Origin of the sequence: Ferdinandcohnia salidurans, from assembly GCF_042680725.1 — a bacterium.
In the GTDB taxonomy this organism is placed as follows: Bacteria; Bacillota; Bacilli; order Bacillales; family Bacillaceae_L; genus Ferdinandcohnia; species Ferdinandcohnia salidurans.
Window position 1 is genome coordinate 17,986 of the sequence record NZ_JBHUEK010000033.1, and the last position, 18,489, is coordinate 36,474.

An 18,489-nucleotide genomic window follows, 5' to 3' on the forward strand; every position below is an offset into this window, starting at 1 on the left:
AGAGAGAGTGGGAGATCAGTAGAGGAGAGTCGAAAAAGAGTGCTGATTGCGACAAAGGGAGTGGGAAATCAGTAGAGGAGAGTCAGAATGCAGTGCTGATTGCGACAAAGAGAGTGGGAAATCAGCAGAGGAGAGTCAGAAAAGAGTGCCGATTGCGACAAAGAGAGTGGGAAATCAGTAGAGGAGAGTCAGAAAAGAGTGCTGATTGCGACAAAACTTTGGAAATAAAGTAATTGCTACCACAATTTTACTTATTTATATTACAATAGAATGTAAGGGATTACACGTAGTGGAAGGGACGGTTACTAGTCCCAATCGCTCAATCTAGGGCTATAAAGGAGAGGTAGAAATGGAGAAAGTGAATAAAATTCCAGGTGCACTCATGGATTGGATTATTAAAACGTTAAACAGTGGCGTTAACCCTGAAGCGATTGTCGATGCAATGATTCGAAAAGGCTATGACCCTAAATTATCATATACCACTCTGTTTCGAATCGTTGGAAATAAACCAATAAACACACCAGGTGTGCAAGCTCCATATGAATATGAACAGCCCGAAATTGCGAAAAAGGGAAGTGTTTTACATACAAGTGACCGTGAAATTAAGGTCCTCTCAAAAGTAGAAAAGCCTTTTATTTTACATTTAGATCACTTCCTAAGTTATGAGGAATGTGACCAGTTGATTGAAATGTCGCGAAGCCGCCTTATGCCTTCTACTGTTATTGATCCGAAGACTGGTGAAGAAAAAGCGGCTACTGGTCGAACTAGCAAAGGTATGTATTTTTATCTGCGAGAAAATGAGTTTATTAAGAAAGTAGAAAATAGAATTGCGGAATTAACGGAGTTTCCGCTTGAAAATGGAGAAGGGCTCCAGGTATTGAATTATGGAATTGGTGAGGAATACAAAAGTCATTTTGATTATTTTCCACCAAGTAAGGTAGACCCCGATAAAGGTGGTCAGCGGGTGGGAACATTCCTCATTTATTTAAACGATGTACCTGCAGGGGGAGAGACTGTTTTTCCTAAAGCAGGTGTTTCGATTGTTCCGAAGAAAGGATCTGCTGTCTATTTTCAGTACGGAAATAGTAAGGGTGAGGTAGACCGGATGTCCCTTCATTCGAGTATTCCTGTATCTGAAGGTGAAAAATGGGTTGCAACGAAATGGATACGCCAAGGGAATATATACCCCGCATTAACGGGCAGTAAACCTCTCTTAACTCAAAGCTTAAGTGAGCACGAAGAAATTTAGGTGTGGGGATAACTGCCCGTAAAAGCCCGATCATTGAACAAAGACTAAGAGCGCCACGTCCTGTGGCAACGTCTTTGTGACACACATCCTATGTGCCTCAACTAACAATCAGTGGAGGATGAAGTAAACCTCCACTGATTGAAGTTTCACTTTATAGGCACTAAACGAAATGCATTCAATTAGAATTGTTATTGTAATCATGATATAGTTAAACTAATAAAATTAAGTAAGCTGAAATTAAGCTTTTGAAAATACTAAAATGAAGTGTGTCAGTGCATAGAAAGGTGTGTGAACTTTGGATAAAGTACAAACTTTTAAAGACGTCATGGGGAATTATCCGACGGGTGTAACGGTTGTAACGACGACTGATGAGAATGGAGTACCACTTGGTCTCACAGTAAACTCATTTGCCTCTGTTTCATTAGATCCAACATTGATTTTATGGTCAATTGATAAGCGAGTGTCCACTTACGATATTTTTACAAATGCTGATAAATTTGCGGTTCATGTATTAGCTGGGGACCAAGGGGATATTTGTGCCCTTTTTGCAAGTAAGGGAACAGATCGATTTGGTAATTGTGAATGGGAAATGTCTGATAACAATCTTCCAATCCTTAAGGGAACTGCGGGAGTATTACATTGTAAAACTCATAAGACGATTGAAGCGGGTGACCATACAATCCTAATCGGTGAAGTGGTAGAGATTGAAAATTATAGTAAGCCACCACTTCTTTATCACAACCGTAAATTCGGCAATATTCCTGATGAATTTTATAAATAAATAATCATTTGGGTACCTTTCCTTATTTGGAAAGGTATCTTTAAGTTAAAATAACTCTTAAATGAAGCGAGTGGCTTTATGTGAAACTCATGTCAATATTTATGGATAGTTTGCGATTGCCGAATAAGGCAGCAATGAAGCGACTGAATAGGTTGGAAATGAGAAATACAATTCTATTCCTCCTTCTATTATTGTTTATCGTCGCACTTCCAATTGAAATTAACTTACTTTTGGACGACTCCTATAAGGACAGTGGTATTCCTCAAAATATCTATACCATTCAAGTCCTTCTATTTTACCCGTTTTTAATGTTATTTTTAGGAATCGCAGGGATTTCGGCTTTAGCGGGAGCGGGTGTAGGAGTCAGTAAGGTTACACATCGCCATTTGAAATTTCAATTTCTGTGGAAGATGTGTGCGTTTGCGTTAACAAAACCAATTATCATTTTTGCGGTTGCCAACATCCTGATTGGTACCCATTGGATTGTGAATACCATTATATTTATTTTGTTATTTTACACGATACTTCGGATGATTTTTCATTATCCGAGTCGAGTGAAGAAACATACGTAAAAAGAATCGGTGTGCCGGTTCTTTTTTATTGCAGGAAAATATTTGAAACTTTTTACGTAAAAAACCGTACATACATAGTGGATTCGTTCCTAAGTGAAGTACTACAAAGTGGGGTGTGAAAATGGGTCTTTTATTTTTGGCCATAGGAATCGCAGCAGCAGGTTATTTCATCGGTGATGGCTTAAAAAACTTTAAGAATCCTGAAGCGAAGGGTGTAATGGAAAAGCTTGAGGAAGATGATTTATACGAACTGATTAAAGAAAAGGATATCGCTTATCATATTGGGGTCTCCAAAGAAGATGCAAAGCAATTGATTAAGGAGCATCCAGATATTCCTCATATCGTATTAAACGGAACAGTGTATTACCCAAAGAGTAAATTAAAGCAATGGTTATCAAACTTGGGTGAGTAGCGTAAGGTCCTTCTGGATAAAGTGAAACTTCAATCAGCGGGGATTCTTTATGGCCCGCTGATTGTTAGTTGAGGCACATAGGATGTGTGTCACAAAGACGTTGCCACAGGACGTGGCGCTATTAGTCTTTGTTCGATGATCGGGCTTTTACGGGTAGTTTCCCGTCTAAACTTCTATGTTTTCACTAAAGTTTTGAGTGTGGATATACTGCCCGTTAATGCGGGATAAATAAATTACCAATCCTGTGAAACACTATCACTAGGTGAATGTGTAAGGAGGATTTTAATGGAAAAGGACATGCAATATGGAAGTGATTATAAATTTATTCCGGCAACCTCTATAGGTAGTGGAGTCGGAATACAGGTAGTACCGGATATTTATTCGCATACCATCCAAATTGTGAACTTTATGCTAGTTGGTGAGCCGGGTACATCGGAATTTGTGATTGTGGACGCGGGAATGCCAGGTTCTGCAGAGGAAATGATTGCAGTATGTGAGGAACGCTTTGGCAAGGATAGTCGACCGAAGGCGATTCTTTTAACACATGGCCATTTTGATCATGTAGGTGCAATCGTTGAATTAGTTGAGCACTGGAATGTACCTGTTTACGCTCATGAATTGGAAATGCCATTTTTAACAGGGCAAAAAAGCTATCCTGAACCAGACCCGTCGGTGGAAGGGGGGATGGTGGCGAAATTGTCACCGTTATTTCCGAATGAGCCAATCCAGTTAGGAAGTCATGTCGAAAAGCTTCCAGCGGATGGAACTGTTCCTCATTTGCCAGAATTTCGTTGGATCCATACGCCAGGCCATGCGCCAGGTCATGTATCTTTTTTCCGTGAAAGAGATCGCGCTCTTATTGTGGGTGATGCATTTGTGACAGTGAAGCAAGAGTACTTGTATAAAGTATTTACGCAAGAACTGGAGATCAGCGGGCCGCCAAGATATTTAACAACGGATTGGCAGGCAGCAAAGAAATCGGTTGAAACACTAGCTAAGTTAGAACCAAGTGTTGCCATTACGGGACATGGTTTGCCGATGACAGATGAGCTGTTAGAGGAATCCTTAACAAGATTAGTTAGAGATTTTGACCAAATTGCAATTCCGGACTATGGCCGATACATAGATAAAAATATTCACTAGAAAAGAAACCTGGCTGTCTTAAAAAGCCAGGTTTCTTACACTTAGCTGGGACACGGGGACAGGTCCATTGTCCCAGCCTTATTAGGTATAAATGGTGGGACAAGGAACCTGTCCCTCTGTCCCGGAGTAAGTTAATTGTTTCATAAACAATCTTTTATATAGTATATTTTAAAGTAGAATGATTTGGTGAGAGAGGGGAATATGGTGAATATCTCTTCGTTGTTATTAGGGTTGGTTATGGTCTTAAACATTGTTTTCGCCGTAGTTGTAATCTTTCGTGAAAGAAGAGATGCCAGTTCGACTTGGGCATGGTTATTAGTACTTTTCTTTATACCAGTAGCCGGCTTCATTTTGTATTTGCTATTAGGTCGAAATTTAACACGTGACCATCTCTTTCAGTGGGATGATTTAAAGAAGAGTGGGATTGAAGAGGTTCTAGAAAAACAGAAAGAACTGATACGTACACAAAAATTCCACTTTAATAATCATGTTACAAAAGATAATCAAGACCTCATTTACATGAATCTTAAAAATGACCAGGCCTTGTTTACAAAAAACAACGCCGTGGAAGTTTTTACGGATGGACAACAAAAATTCAGACGTCTATTTCAGGATATTGAGGAAGCAAAGGAATCCATTCATTTGCAATATTATATTATTAAAAATGATAATCTAGGTCGAAAATTAATGGCGCATTTAACCAAGAAGGTTAAAGAAGGTGTTATGGTCCGCGTTCTTTATGATGAGCTAGGATCCAGAACATTGACGAAACGTTTTTTTAAAGAGTTTCGTGAAGCTGGTGGTCTAGTTGAGGTCTTTTTCCCTTCAAAGCTACGGTTTATCAATTTACGGATGAACTTTCGTAACCATCGGAAATTGGTCATTATTGATGGAAAGGTTGGTTATGTAGGCGGCTTCAATGTCGGTGACGAGTATTTAGGTTTGAACACGAGGTTTGGATATTGGCGAGATACGCATTTACGCATTAGGGGAAATGCTGTTGACACCATGCAGGCTCGCTTCATTTTAGACTGGAATCAAGCATCCCGTGATTATGATATTATGTATGATCCAGAACTTTTTCCGATTGAGAATGTCAGAATAGGCAATGTCGGAATTCAAATTGTTACAAGTGGGCCAGATTCAGAGTTTGAGCAGATTAAGAATGCGTATATTAAAATGATTTATTCGGCGAAAAAATCAATTTATATGCAGACACCATATTTTATCCCTGATAAAAGCTTACTTGATGCACTTAGGGTGGCATGCCTTTCAGGGGTCCAAGTGAACATCATGATTCCAGATAAACCGGACCATCCATTCGTTTACTGGGCGACCATCTCGCATATCGGAGAATTGCTACCAGTTGGAGCAAATGTTTATATATACAGCAATGGCTTTATTCATTCAAAAACACTTGTTGTTGACGAGGAAATTTCTTCAGTGGGTACAGCGAATATTGACGTAAGAAGTTTTAGACTAAACTTTGAGGTCAATGCGTTTTTATATGATGAAAATATTTCTAAAGAGCTAACAGCTATTTTCAAAGAAGACATAAAGCTTTCTAAATTACTGACATTTGATGAATATGGAAAAAGAGGCGCTAATATTAAATTTAAGGAATCCATTTCAAGACTTTTATCTCCCATCTTATAGTCGACAAAATATTGGTGTGGCTTATCTTAAAAAAAGTGTAAGCTGCACTTTTTTTTTATATTTGAAATTGCCTAAAATTAGGGTAGGATGGATTTTGGGGGGAGATTCTTTGAATTTAATGGACATGAATACTGAAGTGTTTTACAAAATTAATGGGTTAAGTGAGGAATTATCATTTTTAAATCAGCCAATGATTTATATAGCGAGTTATACCTTGTATGTCCTCATCCTAGCAGTGATTTATTATCTAATTAAAGGCTCACAAAACCGTATCATGGCAGTCAGTGCTTTGCTTTCGGTAGGGGTAGCGGTACTACTAGGAAGAGTGGCGGGAATGTTTCATTCCAATAATCAGCCTTTCGCTGAACTAACAAATGTCAATCAATTGATTGAAAAAGCAGTTAATAATTCATTTCCAAGTGACCATACGATGATCTTTTTTGCGGTTAGTTTTACTTTTTTCTTGTTTAAGAAACCGGGTAGATATCTTTGGATGGCACTTGCATGTTTAGTAGGTTTTTCACGTATTTGGGTGGGGGTACATTACCCTGGTGATATTATCGTAGCAGCCATTCTAGCCATGCTTTCGGCGTATCTTTTATTCGTGACAGTATCGAGGATCAAATTACGGAATCGAAAAGAGCAGCTTGAGTTTCCAATAACAAATGAAAAAAACTTCTGATAACGAATAATTTCCGTTGTTTTTACAGATGCTTTCGCAGAGTAAAAGTGGATATTTTACAAGCATTAGGGGCAATATAGAGTGTAAATTTTTTCGTCTAAGTGAATGGCGATGTAAGAGGGGACCACGTCCTTATCGTATTTTGATAATGACGTGGTTTTTTGTTTATTGATAGCATGCCTTCCTGGGATAGAACAATAAAAGATGGAGGTATAGGTATGAATAATCATTTAGTATTGCAAACCGATTTTGGAACGAGTGATGGGGCGGTAAGCGCAATGTATGGTGTTGCTCTATCAGTTCACCCAACGCTTCCGATATTTGACCTAACCCATGACATCTCGCCATTTAATATTTGGGAAGGCTCCTACCGGCTTTTTCAGACTATAAAGTATTGGCCGGAGGGGACTGTATTTGTTTCTGTTGTGGATCCAGGTGTTGGTTCTGATCGTTTAAGCATCGTGGTGCAGACAGAGACGAACCAATTTCTTGTGACACCTGATAACGGAACAATTACTCATATCAAGCGGGCGTTTGGAATTAAAGAAGCGAGAATGATTGATGAAAGTAAAAACCGTTTGCCTTTTTCAGGTGAATCATACACCTTTCATGGAAGGGATGTGTATGCCTATACAGGGGCTAGACTAGCTTCTCGATTGATCACTTATGAAGAGGTCGGGCCAACAGTTCCGGTAGAGTCCTTGGTAGAGTTGCCTGTTTTTGAAGTGAAAGTAGATAATGACGCAATTATTGGGAATATTGATATCCTAGATGTCCGCTTTGGTAACCTTTGGACCAATATTGACAGGTCCCTTTTTAATCAACTTGGTAATAAATATGGTGATATCTTCGAAGTCATCATTGATCGTGATGGAAGTATTGTATATAAAAGTACAATGAAGTATGGACGTTCTTTCGCTGACAGTGAGCTTGGGAATCCACTACTCTATATAAATTCTCTAGACAAAATCGGAGTGGCTCTTAATCAGGAGTCCTTTGCTGAAAAATTTTCAATAGGTACTGGTGCAGAATGGATAATTAAAATCCGGAAAACAAACTAAAACACCGTTCAGGTAATGAACGGTGTTTTTTTGTGTATTATGTTAAAGGCTTGTTTTGCTTTAATAGGTTTGAAGCGGGAAGCGTGATGATTTTTCCTCCGATTTGTACATGGATGGAATCATTAAATATTGCTTTTACTATCCCTTTTAGCTGGACAGTCGAATTAACCGCGATCTCTTTTTTGGATTCATTATTGGTAGTCATGGCAATTCCCCTCTCAGGTTTTTATATTTAGAGGCTTTAAAATAAAAACATTATATCCCATAATTATGAAAACTATACGTGGAAAATTATTATTTTATCTTATTTTACCTTGAAAATTTTGTCTTGTGCAAGTTTGACGAATTAGTTATTATTACTTTTTTGGCGACCCTCGATAAACGGCTTCACGAAGCTCTACTGCATACTTGTCAAAGTACGGCACCCCCATTTCAGCAGCAATACGTAATTCTTTTTCAATGTCATATGGAACTCGAACAATTTCGATTGAAAAAGGTGCGACTTCCCTTGATTGATAGTTCCCGTGTAGGATGGCAAAGGTTGCTTGTGTTGTATCAAGCGGGTTACCGACACTTCCTACATTTAGAAGGGTTTTCTCTGTATTCATTGGTTCAATCAAGGCAGCATGAATATCTCCGAAACCAATAATGTCTGGTGTCTTTTCCTCTAAAGGAGTAATCCATTCAGAGTAATCAAACATTGCCCTTTTCTCCTCGTCGGAATGAATCATGGGGACAACACGGTGGTGGACGCTTTTTGCAGAGGCATGGTACAACCGAATGTATTTCCCACTCATATAAAAATCAAAATGGAAGGGAAGTGTTCCTAAGTATGAAAGGCGTTCTTTACCAAGCAGATTTCGGTGCCATGTGATTCCGTCATCAGGATGTTCATTTTGAATAAAGTCATCCCAATTTCCCAACAGCACAACCTCACACACTTCTTGAATCCGGTCAACTGCGGCGGCTGAGTTTGGCCCTTTTCCTACAAGGTCTCCAAGACAAATGATGGTCTTGATTTCGCGAACTTTTATATGTTCCAAGACAGCTTCAAGTGCTGTCATATTTCCGTGTATATCGGAAATGAGCGCAATGCTCATGTGAAAGCCCCCTTGGTTTTAGTTATAGTAATCTAATAATAAAGTAGATTGAAAATTTTGTCATTATTAAATTAACTAAAATTGCTAAATATTCTTTCCATCCATGTTTCGTGTGTTTAGAATGAAGAAAAGGGGGAGAGCGCTGTCATGGTTCAAAGGGTGATTTTATTTAGTATTATATGTTCGGTTTTTTTGTTAGCTTCTTGTTCATCTAAAGAAATGAAAGAAGTTGGGGGAGTTGCATACGGGGATCACAATATTGAACAGAAAGAAGAAACGATTCCAAACGAAAGATTTTCTGTTGATCGATCCTGGAAAAATGAGTACCTTCTTGAGATAAAAGGGGAATCTCCTTACTTAGAAAAAAAGACCGTAACGTCCATGCAAAAATGGCGGGAAGAGATTATTGAATTCTCAAAAACTCAAGAAAATGTGTATATCAATGGACCTAATAAAAAACAAGTGGCATTAACATTTGATGATGGGCCAGATAGTACGGTGACATCAGCTGTGATTGGAGTTTTGGATCAATACGGGGTTAAGGGGAATTTTTTCTTTTTGGGAAGTGAAGCCGAGAAGCATCCAGAGGTAGTGAAAGAAGCCTATGAAAAAGGACATCTTGTTTTAAGTCATAGCTACCATCACGTTCAACTAGATCAGTTGTCTGAACCCGAAGTCCGTAATGAAATAGAGCTGGCAGGAACTGCGATTGAAGAGATCATTGGTCAAGCACCCGCATTGGTAAGAACGCCGTACGGCTCAACAAATGAGTTGGTGGCAGAGGTTGCAAAAGAGAATAATGTCTCAATCATTCTCTGGTCAATTGATTCCCTTGATTGGGCTCAAAGAAGTACGGATGTCATTTCCTCCAATGTACTTACAAACATTCGAAACGGTGACATCATACTCATGCACACAGACGCCGATGAGTACGATACATATGAGGTCTTGCCAAGTATCATTGAAGAATTACAAGAGCAGGGCTATGAAATAGTGGACCTCGAAACATTGCTTGGTCTACCTGCCTATCAATAAATAAAAGAATCGTAGGCATCATTGTAAATGAAACCTACGATTCTTTTTATTTTAAAAGGTAACAAAGTATAAAAACTTTTCACCTATTTTTCGTGGCTAGCTCCAGGCACCATCGGCTCGTGGTCATAAGCCAATCGCTTCGGAAGGCAAGAAGCGCCTTCTGTCAGCGCTCGTCTTATGCTTGTCGCCGAAAGGCGGGCGCCTTGCGCTTTTCTTATTATCTGATGTCTACTTTTCCGCTACTCACTTCAATTTTCACATCATAGGTACCTGCACCATGTTTACCTTCAATGCTTCCTTTATTCCTTGTGGAGTCATCAAGGGAAAAATCATTAGAAATGTAGCCGCTATTTGCTTTACCGTCTAATGTAAAATCAGCATCATTTGGTAAGTCAAGGTCAAGTAAGCCTGATCGAACATCTGCCTCAATGGAATCAGTAAGTTTCGAAATGGTTGCTTTTAATCGTCCAGAGCGCACTTCAGCTTCAAGCTTCCCCTCATACTCATCAACGGTTACATTCCCGGAACGGACATCTATTTCACCACTTTTTGTTGTAAGCTTCTCAATTCTAGAATTTCCCGAAGCTACATTGTGTGTAAAATGTTCAACAGAAAGGTTTTGCAAACGTAAATTTCCAGAATGGACATCGGCTGAGAGTTCGTTCATTTTCATAGGTTTTCCATCAAATTCTAAATGACCTGATCCGACTCTAAGTGAGAGTTCTTTATCAAAGTCTTCCGGGATATAGACGGTGAGTTTGGTATTGTCAAAGAAAGGGAACCCGTTCCAGTTGAAGAACCCACGTTCATACGTGACTTCTATTGAGTCACCGCTTTTTGAAACATGAACTTCACCTTTCCCTTTTAATTCTGCTTTTACGTCATCACGATTTTCAGGGATAACGGTCGTGCTAATGGATGTTATATCGATTTTGATTTCATCGATTCTTTCTGTAACCTTAGCTGAGTCTCCAGAATTCCCAAAAGGAAGCCCTGGAATTCGGTAGAGGTTTGTCATTACGAGATAAACCCCAATAAGAATGAAAAATATAATTAAGATTTTCTTCATTTTTCTAACCTGCCTTTATCATTTATTCTATCCTTATCATAAAAGAGGAAAAAGAATTAAGTAACGCACCACCGATATATTTCCAAATAGGACCTGAGGCGTATGAAAAGAAAAAAAGCAGATTGCTTTCCATACAATCTGCTCTACATTGGTGACTTATGATTCTATTTTAACCCAGTCCTGCGACCATTGTTGAATTTCATCCATCAAAGGTTTTAAGGCCAGACCTTTTTCGGTTAACGAATATTCAATGCGTACAGGGGTTTCTGGGTACACGTCCCTTTTTACAATACCTTGATTCTCCAGATCTTTGAGTCTTTCTGAAAGAACTCTTCCACTAATTCCAATCGATGATTCAATTGTACAAAAACGCTGTGGACCTGAAAGAAGTTGATAAATAACGAGTCCTGTCCAGCGTTGGCCAAGTAAACTCATAGCTTTTTCAAATTTAGGACAAATTACATTTGAATCCATATTTCCTTCACCCCTATACCTATATTATAGCGCATTGTAAGAAATAATAAACTTACTTGACATAATCTATTTACTAAAATATAATTACTTACATAAAGTAACTGAGTAAATGTGAAATTTAGGAGGCATAAAAATATGAAATATCAACGCCCGCCATATACATTTGTAGAACTTGTAGAATTAAAGGTAACCGACTTACAGCGTTCTTTAACGTTTTATCAAAATATAATTGGATTCAAGGTATTAGAGCAATCGGAGAGAAAGGCGCTTTTAACTGCAGACGGTAAAACAGCATTGTTATCAATTGAACAGCCTGAAAACATAACGCCTAAGGAGCCACGCCGCACAGGACTTTACCATTTTGCATTGCTTTTACCATCCCGTGCAGAGCTTGGTAAAGTACTTTATCATTTAGTCCAAAATAATATACCAATTGGCGCGTCTGATCACGCAGTGAGTGAAGCCCTCTATTTAGATGATCCAGATGGAAATGGAATTGAAATTTATGCAGACCGTCCCGACGCAGAATGGGAATGGTCAAATGGCGAAGTGAAAATGGTGACAGAACCTCTTGACGGGCAAGGTGTACTTGCTGCTGCGAATGGTGAAAAATGGACCGGACTACCAGAAGGAACGGTCATGGGCCATATTCACATGCATGTATCTGAACTAGCAAAGACAGAGGAATACTATACCAAAGGCCTTGGTTTTGATGTTGTAACTCGTTACGGAGGCATGGCCTTGTTTATCTCAACGGGCGGATATCATCACCACATTGGTCTCAATACATGGAGTGGCGTAGGGGCACCTGCACCATCTGAAAATAGTGCAGGGATTAAGAGATTTACACTTGTATTACCAACTGAAAATGCATTACAAACAACTATTGAAAACCTAAAGAAAATTGGCGCATATGTTCAAGAAGAAGCTGGAGTCGTGGTTACAAAAGACCCTTCAGACAATAAAATAAAACTTGTTGTTGCATAGGTGATAATGGATAAAGTAGCTATCTACGGGTAGCTGCTTTTTTATTAGGAAGACATAAGTTATACCTAAACCACTGCTAGGTTGCTAGTTTTGTAGGAATGAATATGATATTATTGGAAATGTATGGTAGGTCTTTCTGTGTTTAAGGAAGGCCTCTATTTTTATATGCAAAAAGGAAGGGGAAATAAAAATGAAGGTGGAAATAAAAATGAAGGTGGAAATGAAATTTTGCAGAGTGTTTGATCCTAGCAAGGAGGATATCTACTATGAGCCATAAGGATTATTTTAATGATCAGCTCCAGTATATCGACCAACATTTGCAGGAATTAAACAATCTATATTCTTCCTCCACACCACTAAAGGAAAGGAATCAGACTTTCTTTCGTTCATATGTCAGTGAACTTAAAAGCTATGTAGAGAGTGGTGCGGGAGAACCCATACCTAAGGTTTTTATTGGAACAAAGGTAACGGTCATGTTTGATGGGGAAGACGATACAGAGGATTATTATATATGTTTGCCAAAACAATCGGACCCGGATGCCGGATGTATCTCATTTTTATCGCCGGTTGGAAGACAATTATTATTGTGTAAAGTAGGCGACAAAGTATTGTTGAGTACACCAGCGGGAGGCCTTCCGGTCATGATTCAAGATATAGCATTTGCAGGAAATTTAATTTTGCAGTAAAAGTGCTAAAAAATATTAAGCGCTTACAATCCACTTCTTTTAATATGTGTATAAAAGGAAGTGGATTTTTGCTTGTTAAATAGTGAATTATTCGTTAAAATAGCCTTTATATTGAATAGAAAAGTGATGATAGGAATCAGTAGCAGCTTATCTCCCTGTAGCAGAGAGCCGGTGGTTGGTGAAAACCGGAACAAAGATAAATGTGAATTACCTCCTTGAGCTTTCTTTGTGAACTCACTTTTAGTGAAAATTAGCAAAGAACGGACGAGCCGTTATTCGAATGAAGCGGAAGATACATATCTTCAATCAAGGGTGGTACCGCGTGCAACCACGTCCCTTTTTTAGGGGCGTGGTTTTTTGTGTTTTCATCAGATTTTTGCTGGTCACGGACAAAGGTAGGTCGAGATTGGTCCGAAATGTCTCTGAGGCGGTGTCTCGGGGACAAAAATAGCCTGAGCGCGGGTGAAAATGTCTTTGAGAGGGTATCTCACGGACAAAGGCAGGTTGAGCTTGGGTTGAAATGTCTCTGAGGCTGCGTGCCACAGACAAAAGTGGCAGCAGATATGGGAGTAATCCAAATAAAAAAAGTATTAGTAAATTAACAAACAGGAGGCAAACCAAATGGAGAACTTTATCGATCAGTTAACAGACGAACAGAAAATAGAACTGGAAAGACAATTTGCGATTTACACAAATGGGGTACAAGAGGTTGTCCCGGCACATGAATTAAAACAAAAAATTGCAAAGTCCATTGTGACCAACCAACCATTAAAAGTGAAGCTTGGGCTTGATCCATCAGCGCCAGACGTTCACTTAGGACACACAGTGGTGTTAAATAAATTAAAACAATTTCAGGAAAATGGCCATGTGGTCCAACTTTTAATTGGTGACTTTACAGGAAAGATTGGGGACCCAACTGGAAAATCCGTTGCCCGCAAGCAGTTGACCGATGAAGAAGTTAAACATAATGCGAAAACATACTTTGAGCAATTTGGAAAAGTATTAGACACGGAGAAGGTTGAGCTTCATTATAATTCCAAATGGCTATCTACATTAAATTTTGAGGATATTATCAACTTGGCGGCAAGTATTACGGTTGCCCGATTACTTGAAAGAAATGATTTCTCTGAGCGTTTAGAGACTGGAAAGCCGATTTCTCTTCATGAATTTTTCTACCCACTAATGCAGGGATATGACTCAGTTGAACTAGAAAGTGACATTGAACTAGGTGGAAATGACCAGCATTTCAATGTGTTAATGGGAAGACATTTACAAGAGCATTTTGGTAAAGAAAAGCAGGTTGTGATCCTTCTTCCACTATTAGAAGGACTTGATGGCGTTGAAAAAATGTCTAAGTCAAAAGGAAATTACATTGGTGTGGATGAGGCACCTAATGATATGTATGGCAAAACAATGTCCATCCAGGATGAAATGATGGCCAAATACTTTGATTTAGTGACAGACCTTTCTTTAGAAGAAAAGAATGAAATCAAGGCTAAAATAGAAAACGGCACGTTACACCCACGTGATGCAAAAATGCTTCTTGGAAGAACAATCGTGAGAATGTATCATGGTGAGGAGGCAGCTCAGCTGGCGGAAGAACATTTTAAAACAGTCTTCCAAAAAGGTGTCATCCCAGAAGACATCCCAGAAGTAACTTGGGCAGGACAAAACAACATTTCGATCATTGATTTACTTGTTGAATTGGATTTACAAAAGTCCAAAGGGGAAGCCCGGAAAATGATCCAAAATGGTGGCGTCAAACTAAATGGTGAAAAAGTGGAAGATATTCATCTAGAGCTTGAAATAACAAACGACATGATTGTTCAAGTTGGAAAGCGTAAGTTTGTAAAAATTAAAATGTAACAACTAAAAGCGGGGCGACATCCATTGATGTCAGCCCCGTTTTTTTTCAATAGCGCCAAGTTAAGCATGGCGCTTCTTTTTTTATTTTCCAATAAACATTTGTGACCAGTAATTACCGCTAGCTTGGTGTCCAACTCCGATATGAGTAAAGTTTGGACTTAGGATGTTTTTACGATGTCCTTCACTGTTCATCCAAGCATTTACTACGGCCTCTGGTGATGCTTGTCCTTTTGCGATATTTTCACCAGCTGTCTTGTACGATACGCCGAAATCCCTCATCATATCAAACGGAGATCCGTAAGTCGGACTTGTATGAGAGAAATAATTTTTTTGCTGCATATCGTTAGCTTTTGTTTTCGCCACTTTACTTAATGATGTATCGGCTTTAAGAGCAGGTAAGCCGTTTTTCGTACGCTGTGCATTCGTAAGGTCAATAACCTGTTTTTCAAAATTACTAATTCCAGCGGCAGGGGCTGGGGCCGGAGCAGGCTGCTGTGTTGCAGGCTGACGGTTTTGTTCAACCGGCGCTGTGTCACCTGTTGGGTAATTAGGCGCCGGCGTCACATTATTTGGTGCAGGTGCAGCGTTATTTCCATTACCACCTATAAAACGATTTAAATCATTTGGAATTGCGTTTGTACCGCCAGGAGTCACAACAATTTTTTTATTGATAAATCGATAATACTGTTGTTCACCTTTTGCGTGTTGTACGCTTGTAGTATGTGGATACTTATCACTGGACGTTGTCGTGCGGTAAGGCCGGTCTTGCTTAATGATATAGCCATTATTCACACTTTCAACGTTTGCTGAACGGTTATTGTCATCTGCAGCATTGTCGTTATTATTGTTACATGCGGACAATAAAAGCATTGCAGAACCAAGAATCGCGATACCTGTTTTAGTAAATCTTTGCAATGTAAATTCCTCCTTCGCATGATTCGATTTACTTTTATATTTTGCATCTGCGGTAGCGAAAGTATTGGTGGTAATTAAAGAGAATCGGATAGGCAAAAAAACCAAAGTTAACCTTAACGAAAGTATCAACTTCCATTAAAATATAGGAAGAAAGCAAATACAAAACGCATGAGGTGAAAGCAATGAAAATCATTGATATTTCTCAGCCTTTAAGTCATAAAACCCAAGAGTGGCCAAGCGATACCCCTTTTAACTACGCTCTCACATGGTCCATTGAAGAAGCTTCAACTGTTAATGTAGGACAAATCACAACAAGTACGCATATTGGAACTCATATTGATGCTCCATTTCACTTTGACAATGAAGGAAAAAAAGTGCATGAACTAGACCTTGACCTATATGTAGGAAAAGCAAGGGTGATTGAGATATCAGGAAAAAAGGAAATTAAGATTGAGGATTTAAAGAAGTTTGACTTATCTGGTGTTGAACGACTCTTAATCCGTACTAATTCATGGGATAATCGGAACCGATTTCCGACCTCTATTACAAGTTTAAATCCAGAAATTGCATTATATTTAGCTGAAAAAGGAATTCAATTAATTGGAGTGGACACTCCGTCTGTCGATCAAGTGGATAGTAAAGATTTACAGGCCCATCATCAATTACATAAGCATGGAATCCATATTCTTGAGGGAATTGCCTTAGAACATGTTGATCCTGGAGATTATGAATTAATCGCACTGCCACTTCCAATTGTTGGTGCAGATGGGAGTCCTGTTCGCGCCGTTTTGAAGAAATTATAGGGAACGAAGAAAAATCCATTGCCATAAGACAATGGATTTTTTAAACCTCTAAATGGAGGGAAAACGCAGGATTAACAAGCAGCAGGTATGAGGTCATTCTGATTAACAAGCTCTACCTTAAATAGTAATTCCATTTGTTTGATCTCATACATTCCATTTTCATAAACGTATAGAACTTCATACAAATCGTTTTTATAAACGACTTTATCGCCCAATTTCACGGAATACTACCTCCTAATTAATGCTTATCCCCAGTTTAATATATAAAAATTCTAACTTCTATACACCTTTAGTTATATTCTGGTAGATAAAAATGCTGATTTTCATTTGAATAATCGAAATATTTGATGTAAAACAACTTTTATAAGTGGTATAGACAACTACACAGCCTGGTGTTAAAATGAGTTGCAGTAATTAATCTGACTATCCTTTGGTTACACTAACGTGTAAGCGTTAACCATTTTGAAATCATTCTTGAAATATTGAAGTAGTTAAAAACCAGAGAATAGAAGGAAATCACAAAAATATAGGAGGAATTCATCATGATGAAATATCTTCAAAAAATTGGTCGTTCGTTGATGTTACCAGTTGCAGTATTACCAGCGGCAGCTATCTTGATGGGAATCGGTTACTGGATTGACCCTACTGGTTGGGGAGCTGACAGTGCAGTAGCTGCATTTCTAATCAAAGCAGGATCTTCAATTATTGACAATATGTCAATTCTCTTTGCTGTAGGTGTTGCATTAGGTATGTCGAAGGATAAAGACGGCTCTGCTGCTTTGAGTGGTCTTGTTGCATACCTTGTTATTACTACACTACTTGGTACGAGCACAGTTGCAATGCTTCAAGGGGTTGACCCAGCAGAGGTAAACGCGGCATTCGGAAAAATTGGTAACCAATTTATTGGTATCATTTCTGGTCTTGTTGCAGCATCTATGTATAATCGTTTTAGTGAGGTACAATTACCGGATGCTTTAGCATTCTTTAGTGGGAAACGTCTAGTACCAATTATGACGTCTGTAGCGATGATTGTTGCTTCAGCTATTCTTTTCTTTGTATGGCCAGTAGTTTATACAGGATTGGTATCATTCGGTAAAGGAATCAGTGATTTAGGCTCGATAGGTGCTGGATTATACGGATTCTTTAACAGATTATTAATCCCAACTGGATTACACCATGCTCTAAACTCCGTATTCTGGTTTGATGTTGCAGGAATCAATGATATCGGTAATTTCTGGTCAGGAAAAGGAGAAAAAGGAGTTACTGGTATGTATCAAGCTGGTTACTTCCCAGTGATGATGTTTGGTTTACCAGCAGCTGCACTTGCAATGTATCACACTGCAAAAACAGCTCGAAAAAAACAAGTTGCCTCTTTAATGATGGCAGCAGGTTTCGCATCATTCTTCACAGGTGTTACAGAGCCGCTTGAATTTGCATTTATGTTCGTTGCACCAGCATTATATGTTGTTCACGCAGCATTAACGGGTATTTCATTATTTATCGCGTCAACATTCCATTGGACTGCAGGTTTCGGTTTCAGTGCAGGTCTAGTTGACTTTGTATTAAGTTCTAGATTACCACTTGCAAATATGCCATATATGTTATTGCTACAAGGTCTAGTGTTCTTCGTGCTTTACTATGTTATCTTCCGCTTCTTAATCAAGAAGTTTGACATTAAAACTCCTGGTAGAGAAGAAGATGCTGAGGAAGGTCAAGCGACTCAAGCGGATGGAAAAACAAAATTCGCAGCTATGGCAGCTCAAATCTACGAAGGTTTAGGTGGAGATGAGAACGTAACATCAGTTGATAACTGTGTAACTCGTTTACGTTTAGAAGTTAAAGACATGGATAAAGTGGATCAGAAAAAAATTAAAGCAACAGGGGTTCCGGGAATCAATATCGTTGGTAAAAACAGCATTCAAGTTATTGTTGGAACAAACGTACAATTCGTTGCAGATGAAGTCAATAAAATTCGTAAAGAGAAATAAGAACGTAAAA

At 38.8% G+C, this 18,489-nt stretch carries 20 protein-coding genes and 1 other annotated feature; of the genes, 14 read left to right on the forward strand and 6 right to left on the reverse strand.

Features of this window, described 5'->3' with window-relative positions:
* The first annotated feature begins 349 nt into the window (after window positions 1–349).
* The 8 genes from ACFSFW_RS22080 to ACFSFW_RS22115 all read left to right on the forward strand — a co-directional run bounded on the left by ACFSFW_RS22080 (window position 350) and on the right by ACFSFW_RS22115 (window position 7,556).
* Window positions 350–1,249: a 2OG-Fe(II) oxygenase gene (locus ACFSFW_RS22080; protein ID WP_388041454.1), complete on the forward strand. Its 900-nt coding sequence runs from the start codon at window positions 350–352 to the stop codon at window positions 1,247–1,249.
* 325 nt (window positions 1,250–1,574) lie between these two features.
* Window positions 1,575–2,030: a flavin reductase family protein gene (locus tag ACFSFW_RS22085; protein ID WP_099363890.1), complete on the forward strand. Its 456-nt coding sequence runs from the start codon at window positions 1,575–1,577 to the stop codon at window positions 2,028–2,030.
* Window positions 2,031–2,119: 89 nt separating this feature from the next.
* Window positions 2,120–2,602 (forward strand): DUF1189 family protein, encoded by a 483-nt coding sequence (locus tag ACFSFW_RS22090; protein WP_388041528.1) that lies wholly within the window; start codon window positions 2,120–2,122, stop codon window positions 2,600–2,602.
* A gap of 121 nt (window positions 2,603–2,723) precedes the next feature.
* Window positions 2,724–3,014, forward strand: coding sequence for a DNA-binding protein (locus ACFSFW_RS22095; RefSeq protein WP_099355730.1), 291 nt, complete (start codon window positions 2,724–2,726; stop codon window positions 3,012–3,014).
* A 285-nt stretch (window positions 3,015–3,299) separates the two neighbouring features.
* On the forward strand, window positions 3,300–4,157 hold the full coding sequence (locus ACFSFW_RS22100) for an MBL fold metallo-hydrolase (protein ID WP_388041457.1): 858 nt from the start codon (window positions 3,300–3,302) through the stop codon (window positions 4,155–4,157).
* A 204-nt stretch (window positions 4,158–4,361) separates the two neighbouring features.
* Window positions 4,362–5,813, forward strand: coding sequence for a cardiolipin synthase (cls, locus tag ACFSFW_RS22105; protein ID WP_304219450.1), 1,452 nt, complete (start codon window positions 4,362–4,364; stop codon window positions 5,811–5,813).
* Window positions 5,814–5,931: 118 nt separating this feature from the next.
* Window positions 5,932–6,495: an undecaprenyl-diphosphatase gene (locus ACFSFW_RS22110; protein WP_304219499.1), complete on the forward strand. Its 564-nt coding sequence runs from the start codon at window positions 5,932–5,934 to the stop codon at window positions 6,493–6,495.
* 218 nt (window positions 6,496–6,713) lie between these two features.
* Window positions 6,714–7,556, forward strand: coding sequence for an SAM hydrolase/SAM-dependent halogenase family protein (locus ACFSFW_RS22115; RefSeq protein WP_388041460.1), 843 nt, complete (start codon window positions 6,714–6,716; stop codon window positions 7,554–7,556).
* Window positions 7,557–7,593: 37 nt separating this feature from the next.
* Here ACFSFW_RS22115 and ACFSFW_RS22120 read toward each other — a convergent pair whose 3' ends face one another.
* The gene (locus ACFSFW_RS22120; RefSeq protein ID WP_165918242.1) at window positions 7,594–7,761 is read right to left on the reverse strand and encodes a hypothetical protein; all 168 of its coding nucleotides are present in this window, start codon (window positions 7,759–7,761) and stop codon (window positions 7,594–7,596) included.
* Window positions 7,762–7,912: 151 nt separating this feature from the next.
* A complete protein-coding gene (locus ACFSFW_RS22125; protein WP_388041463.1) occupies window positions 7,913–8,656 on the reverse strand; it encodes a metallophosphoesterase family protein in 744 nt (247 codons plus the stop codon).
* 147 nt (window positions 8,657–8,803) lie between these two features.
* On the opposite strand from ACFSFW_RS22125, the gene ACFSFW_RS22130 reads away from it, so the two are divergent.
* Complete coding sequence (locus ACFSFW_RS22130; RefSeq protein ID WP_388041466.1) at window positions 8,804–9,691, forward strand: polysaccharide deacetylase family protein; 888 nt, start codon at window positions 8,804–8,806, stop codon at window positions 9,689–9,691.
* Window positions 9,692–9,908: 217 nt separating this feature from the next.
* On the opposite strand, the gene liaG is transcribed toward ACFSFW_RS22130, so the two are convergent.
* Window positions 9,909–10,760 (reverse strand): LiaG family protein, encoded by an 852-nt coding sequence (liaG, locus tag ACFSFW_RS22135; RefSeq protein WP_388041469.1) that lies wholly within the window; start codon window positions 10,758–10,760, stop codon window positions 9,909–9,911.
* 156 nt (window positions 10,761–10,916) lie between these two features.
* Window positions 10,917–11,234 carry a winged helix-turn-helix transcriptional regulator gene (locus ACFSFW_RS22140; RefSeq protein WP_388041472.1) on the reverse strand — a complete coding sequence of 106 codons (318 nt, stop codon included), beginning with the start codon at window positions 11,232–11,234 and terminating at the stop codon, window positions 10,917–10,919.
* A 135-nt stretch (window positions 11,235–11,369) separates the two neighbouring features.
* Here ACFSFW_RS22140 and ACFSFW_RS22145 point away from each other — a divergent pair, with 135 nt between their 5' ends.
* The 3 genes from ACFSFW_RS22145 to tyrS all read left to right on the forward strand — a co-directional run bounded on the left by ACFSFW_RS22145 (window position 11,370) and on the right by tyrS (window position 14,773).
* Window positions 11,370–12,221, forward strand: a complete 852-nt coding sequence (locus ACFSFW_RS22145; protein ID WP_388041474.1) for a VOC family protein — start codon at window positions 11,370–11,372, stop codon at window positions 12,219–12,221.
* Window positions 12,222–12,487: 266 nt separating this feature from the next.
* Window positions 12,488–12,907 (forward strand): GreA/GreB family elongation factor, encoded by a 420-nt coding sequence (locus ACFSFW_RS22150; protein WP_304219434.1) that lies wholly within the window; start codon window positions 12,488–12,490, stop codon window positions 12,905–12,907.
* Between the two features lie 117 nt (window positions 12,908–13,024).
* Window positions 13,025–13,248: a binding site (T-box leader), on the forward strand.
* A 280-nt stretch (window positions 13,249–13,528) separates the two neighbouring features.
* Window positions 13,529–14,773 carry a tyrosine--tRNA ligase gene (tyrS, locus tag ACFSFW_RS22155; RefSeq protein WP_388041477.1) on the forward strand — a complete coding sequence of 415 codons (1,245 nt, stop codon included), beginning with the start codon at window positions 13,529–13,531 and terminating at the stop codon, window positions 14,771–14,773.
* An 81-nt stretch (window positions 14,774–14,854) separates the two neighbouring features.
* On the opposite strand, the gene ACFSFW_RS22160 is transcribed toward tyrS, so the two are convergent.
* Window positions 14,855–15,688: a CAP domain-containing protein gene (locus ACFSFW_RS22160; protein ID WP_304219430.1), complete on the reverse strand. Its 834-nt coding sequence runs from the start codon at window positions 15,686–15,688 to the stop codon at window positions 14,855–14,857.
* A 173-nt stretch (window positions 15,689–15,861) separates the two neighbouring features.
* Here ACFSFW_RS22160 and kynB point away from each other — a divergent pair, with 173 nt between their 5' ends.
* Window positions 15,862–16,491 (forward strand): arylformamidase, encoded by a 630-nt coding sequence (kynB, locus tag ACFSFW_RS22165; protein WP_388041479.1) that lies wholly within the window; start codon window positions 15,862–15,864, stop codon window positions 16,489–16,491.
* A gap of 71 nt (window positions 16,492–16,562) precedes the next feature.
* Here kynB and ACFSFW_RS22170 read toward each other — a convergent pair whose 3' ends face one another.
* A complete protein-coding gene (locus tag ACFSFW_RS22170; RefSeq protein WP_304219426.1) occupies window positions 16,563–16,712 on the reverse strand; it encodes a hypothetical protein in 150 nt (49 codons plus the stop codon).
* Window positions 16,713–17,033: 321 nt separating this feature from the next.
* Here ACFSFW_RS22170 and nagE point away from each other — a divergent pair, with 321 nt between their 5' ends.
* On the forward strand, window positions 17,034–18,479 hold the full coding sequence (gene nagE / locus ACFSFW_RS22175; RefSeq protein WP_388041480.1) for an N-acetylglucosamine-specific PTS transporter subunit IIBC: 1,446 nt from the start codon (window positions 17,034–17,036) through the stop codon (window positions 18,477–18,479).
* The last annotated feature ends 10 nt before the right edge of the window (window positions 18,480–18,489 follow it).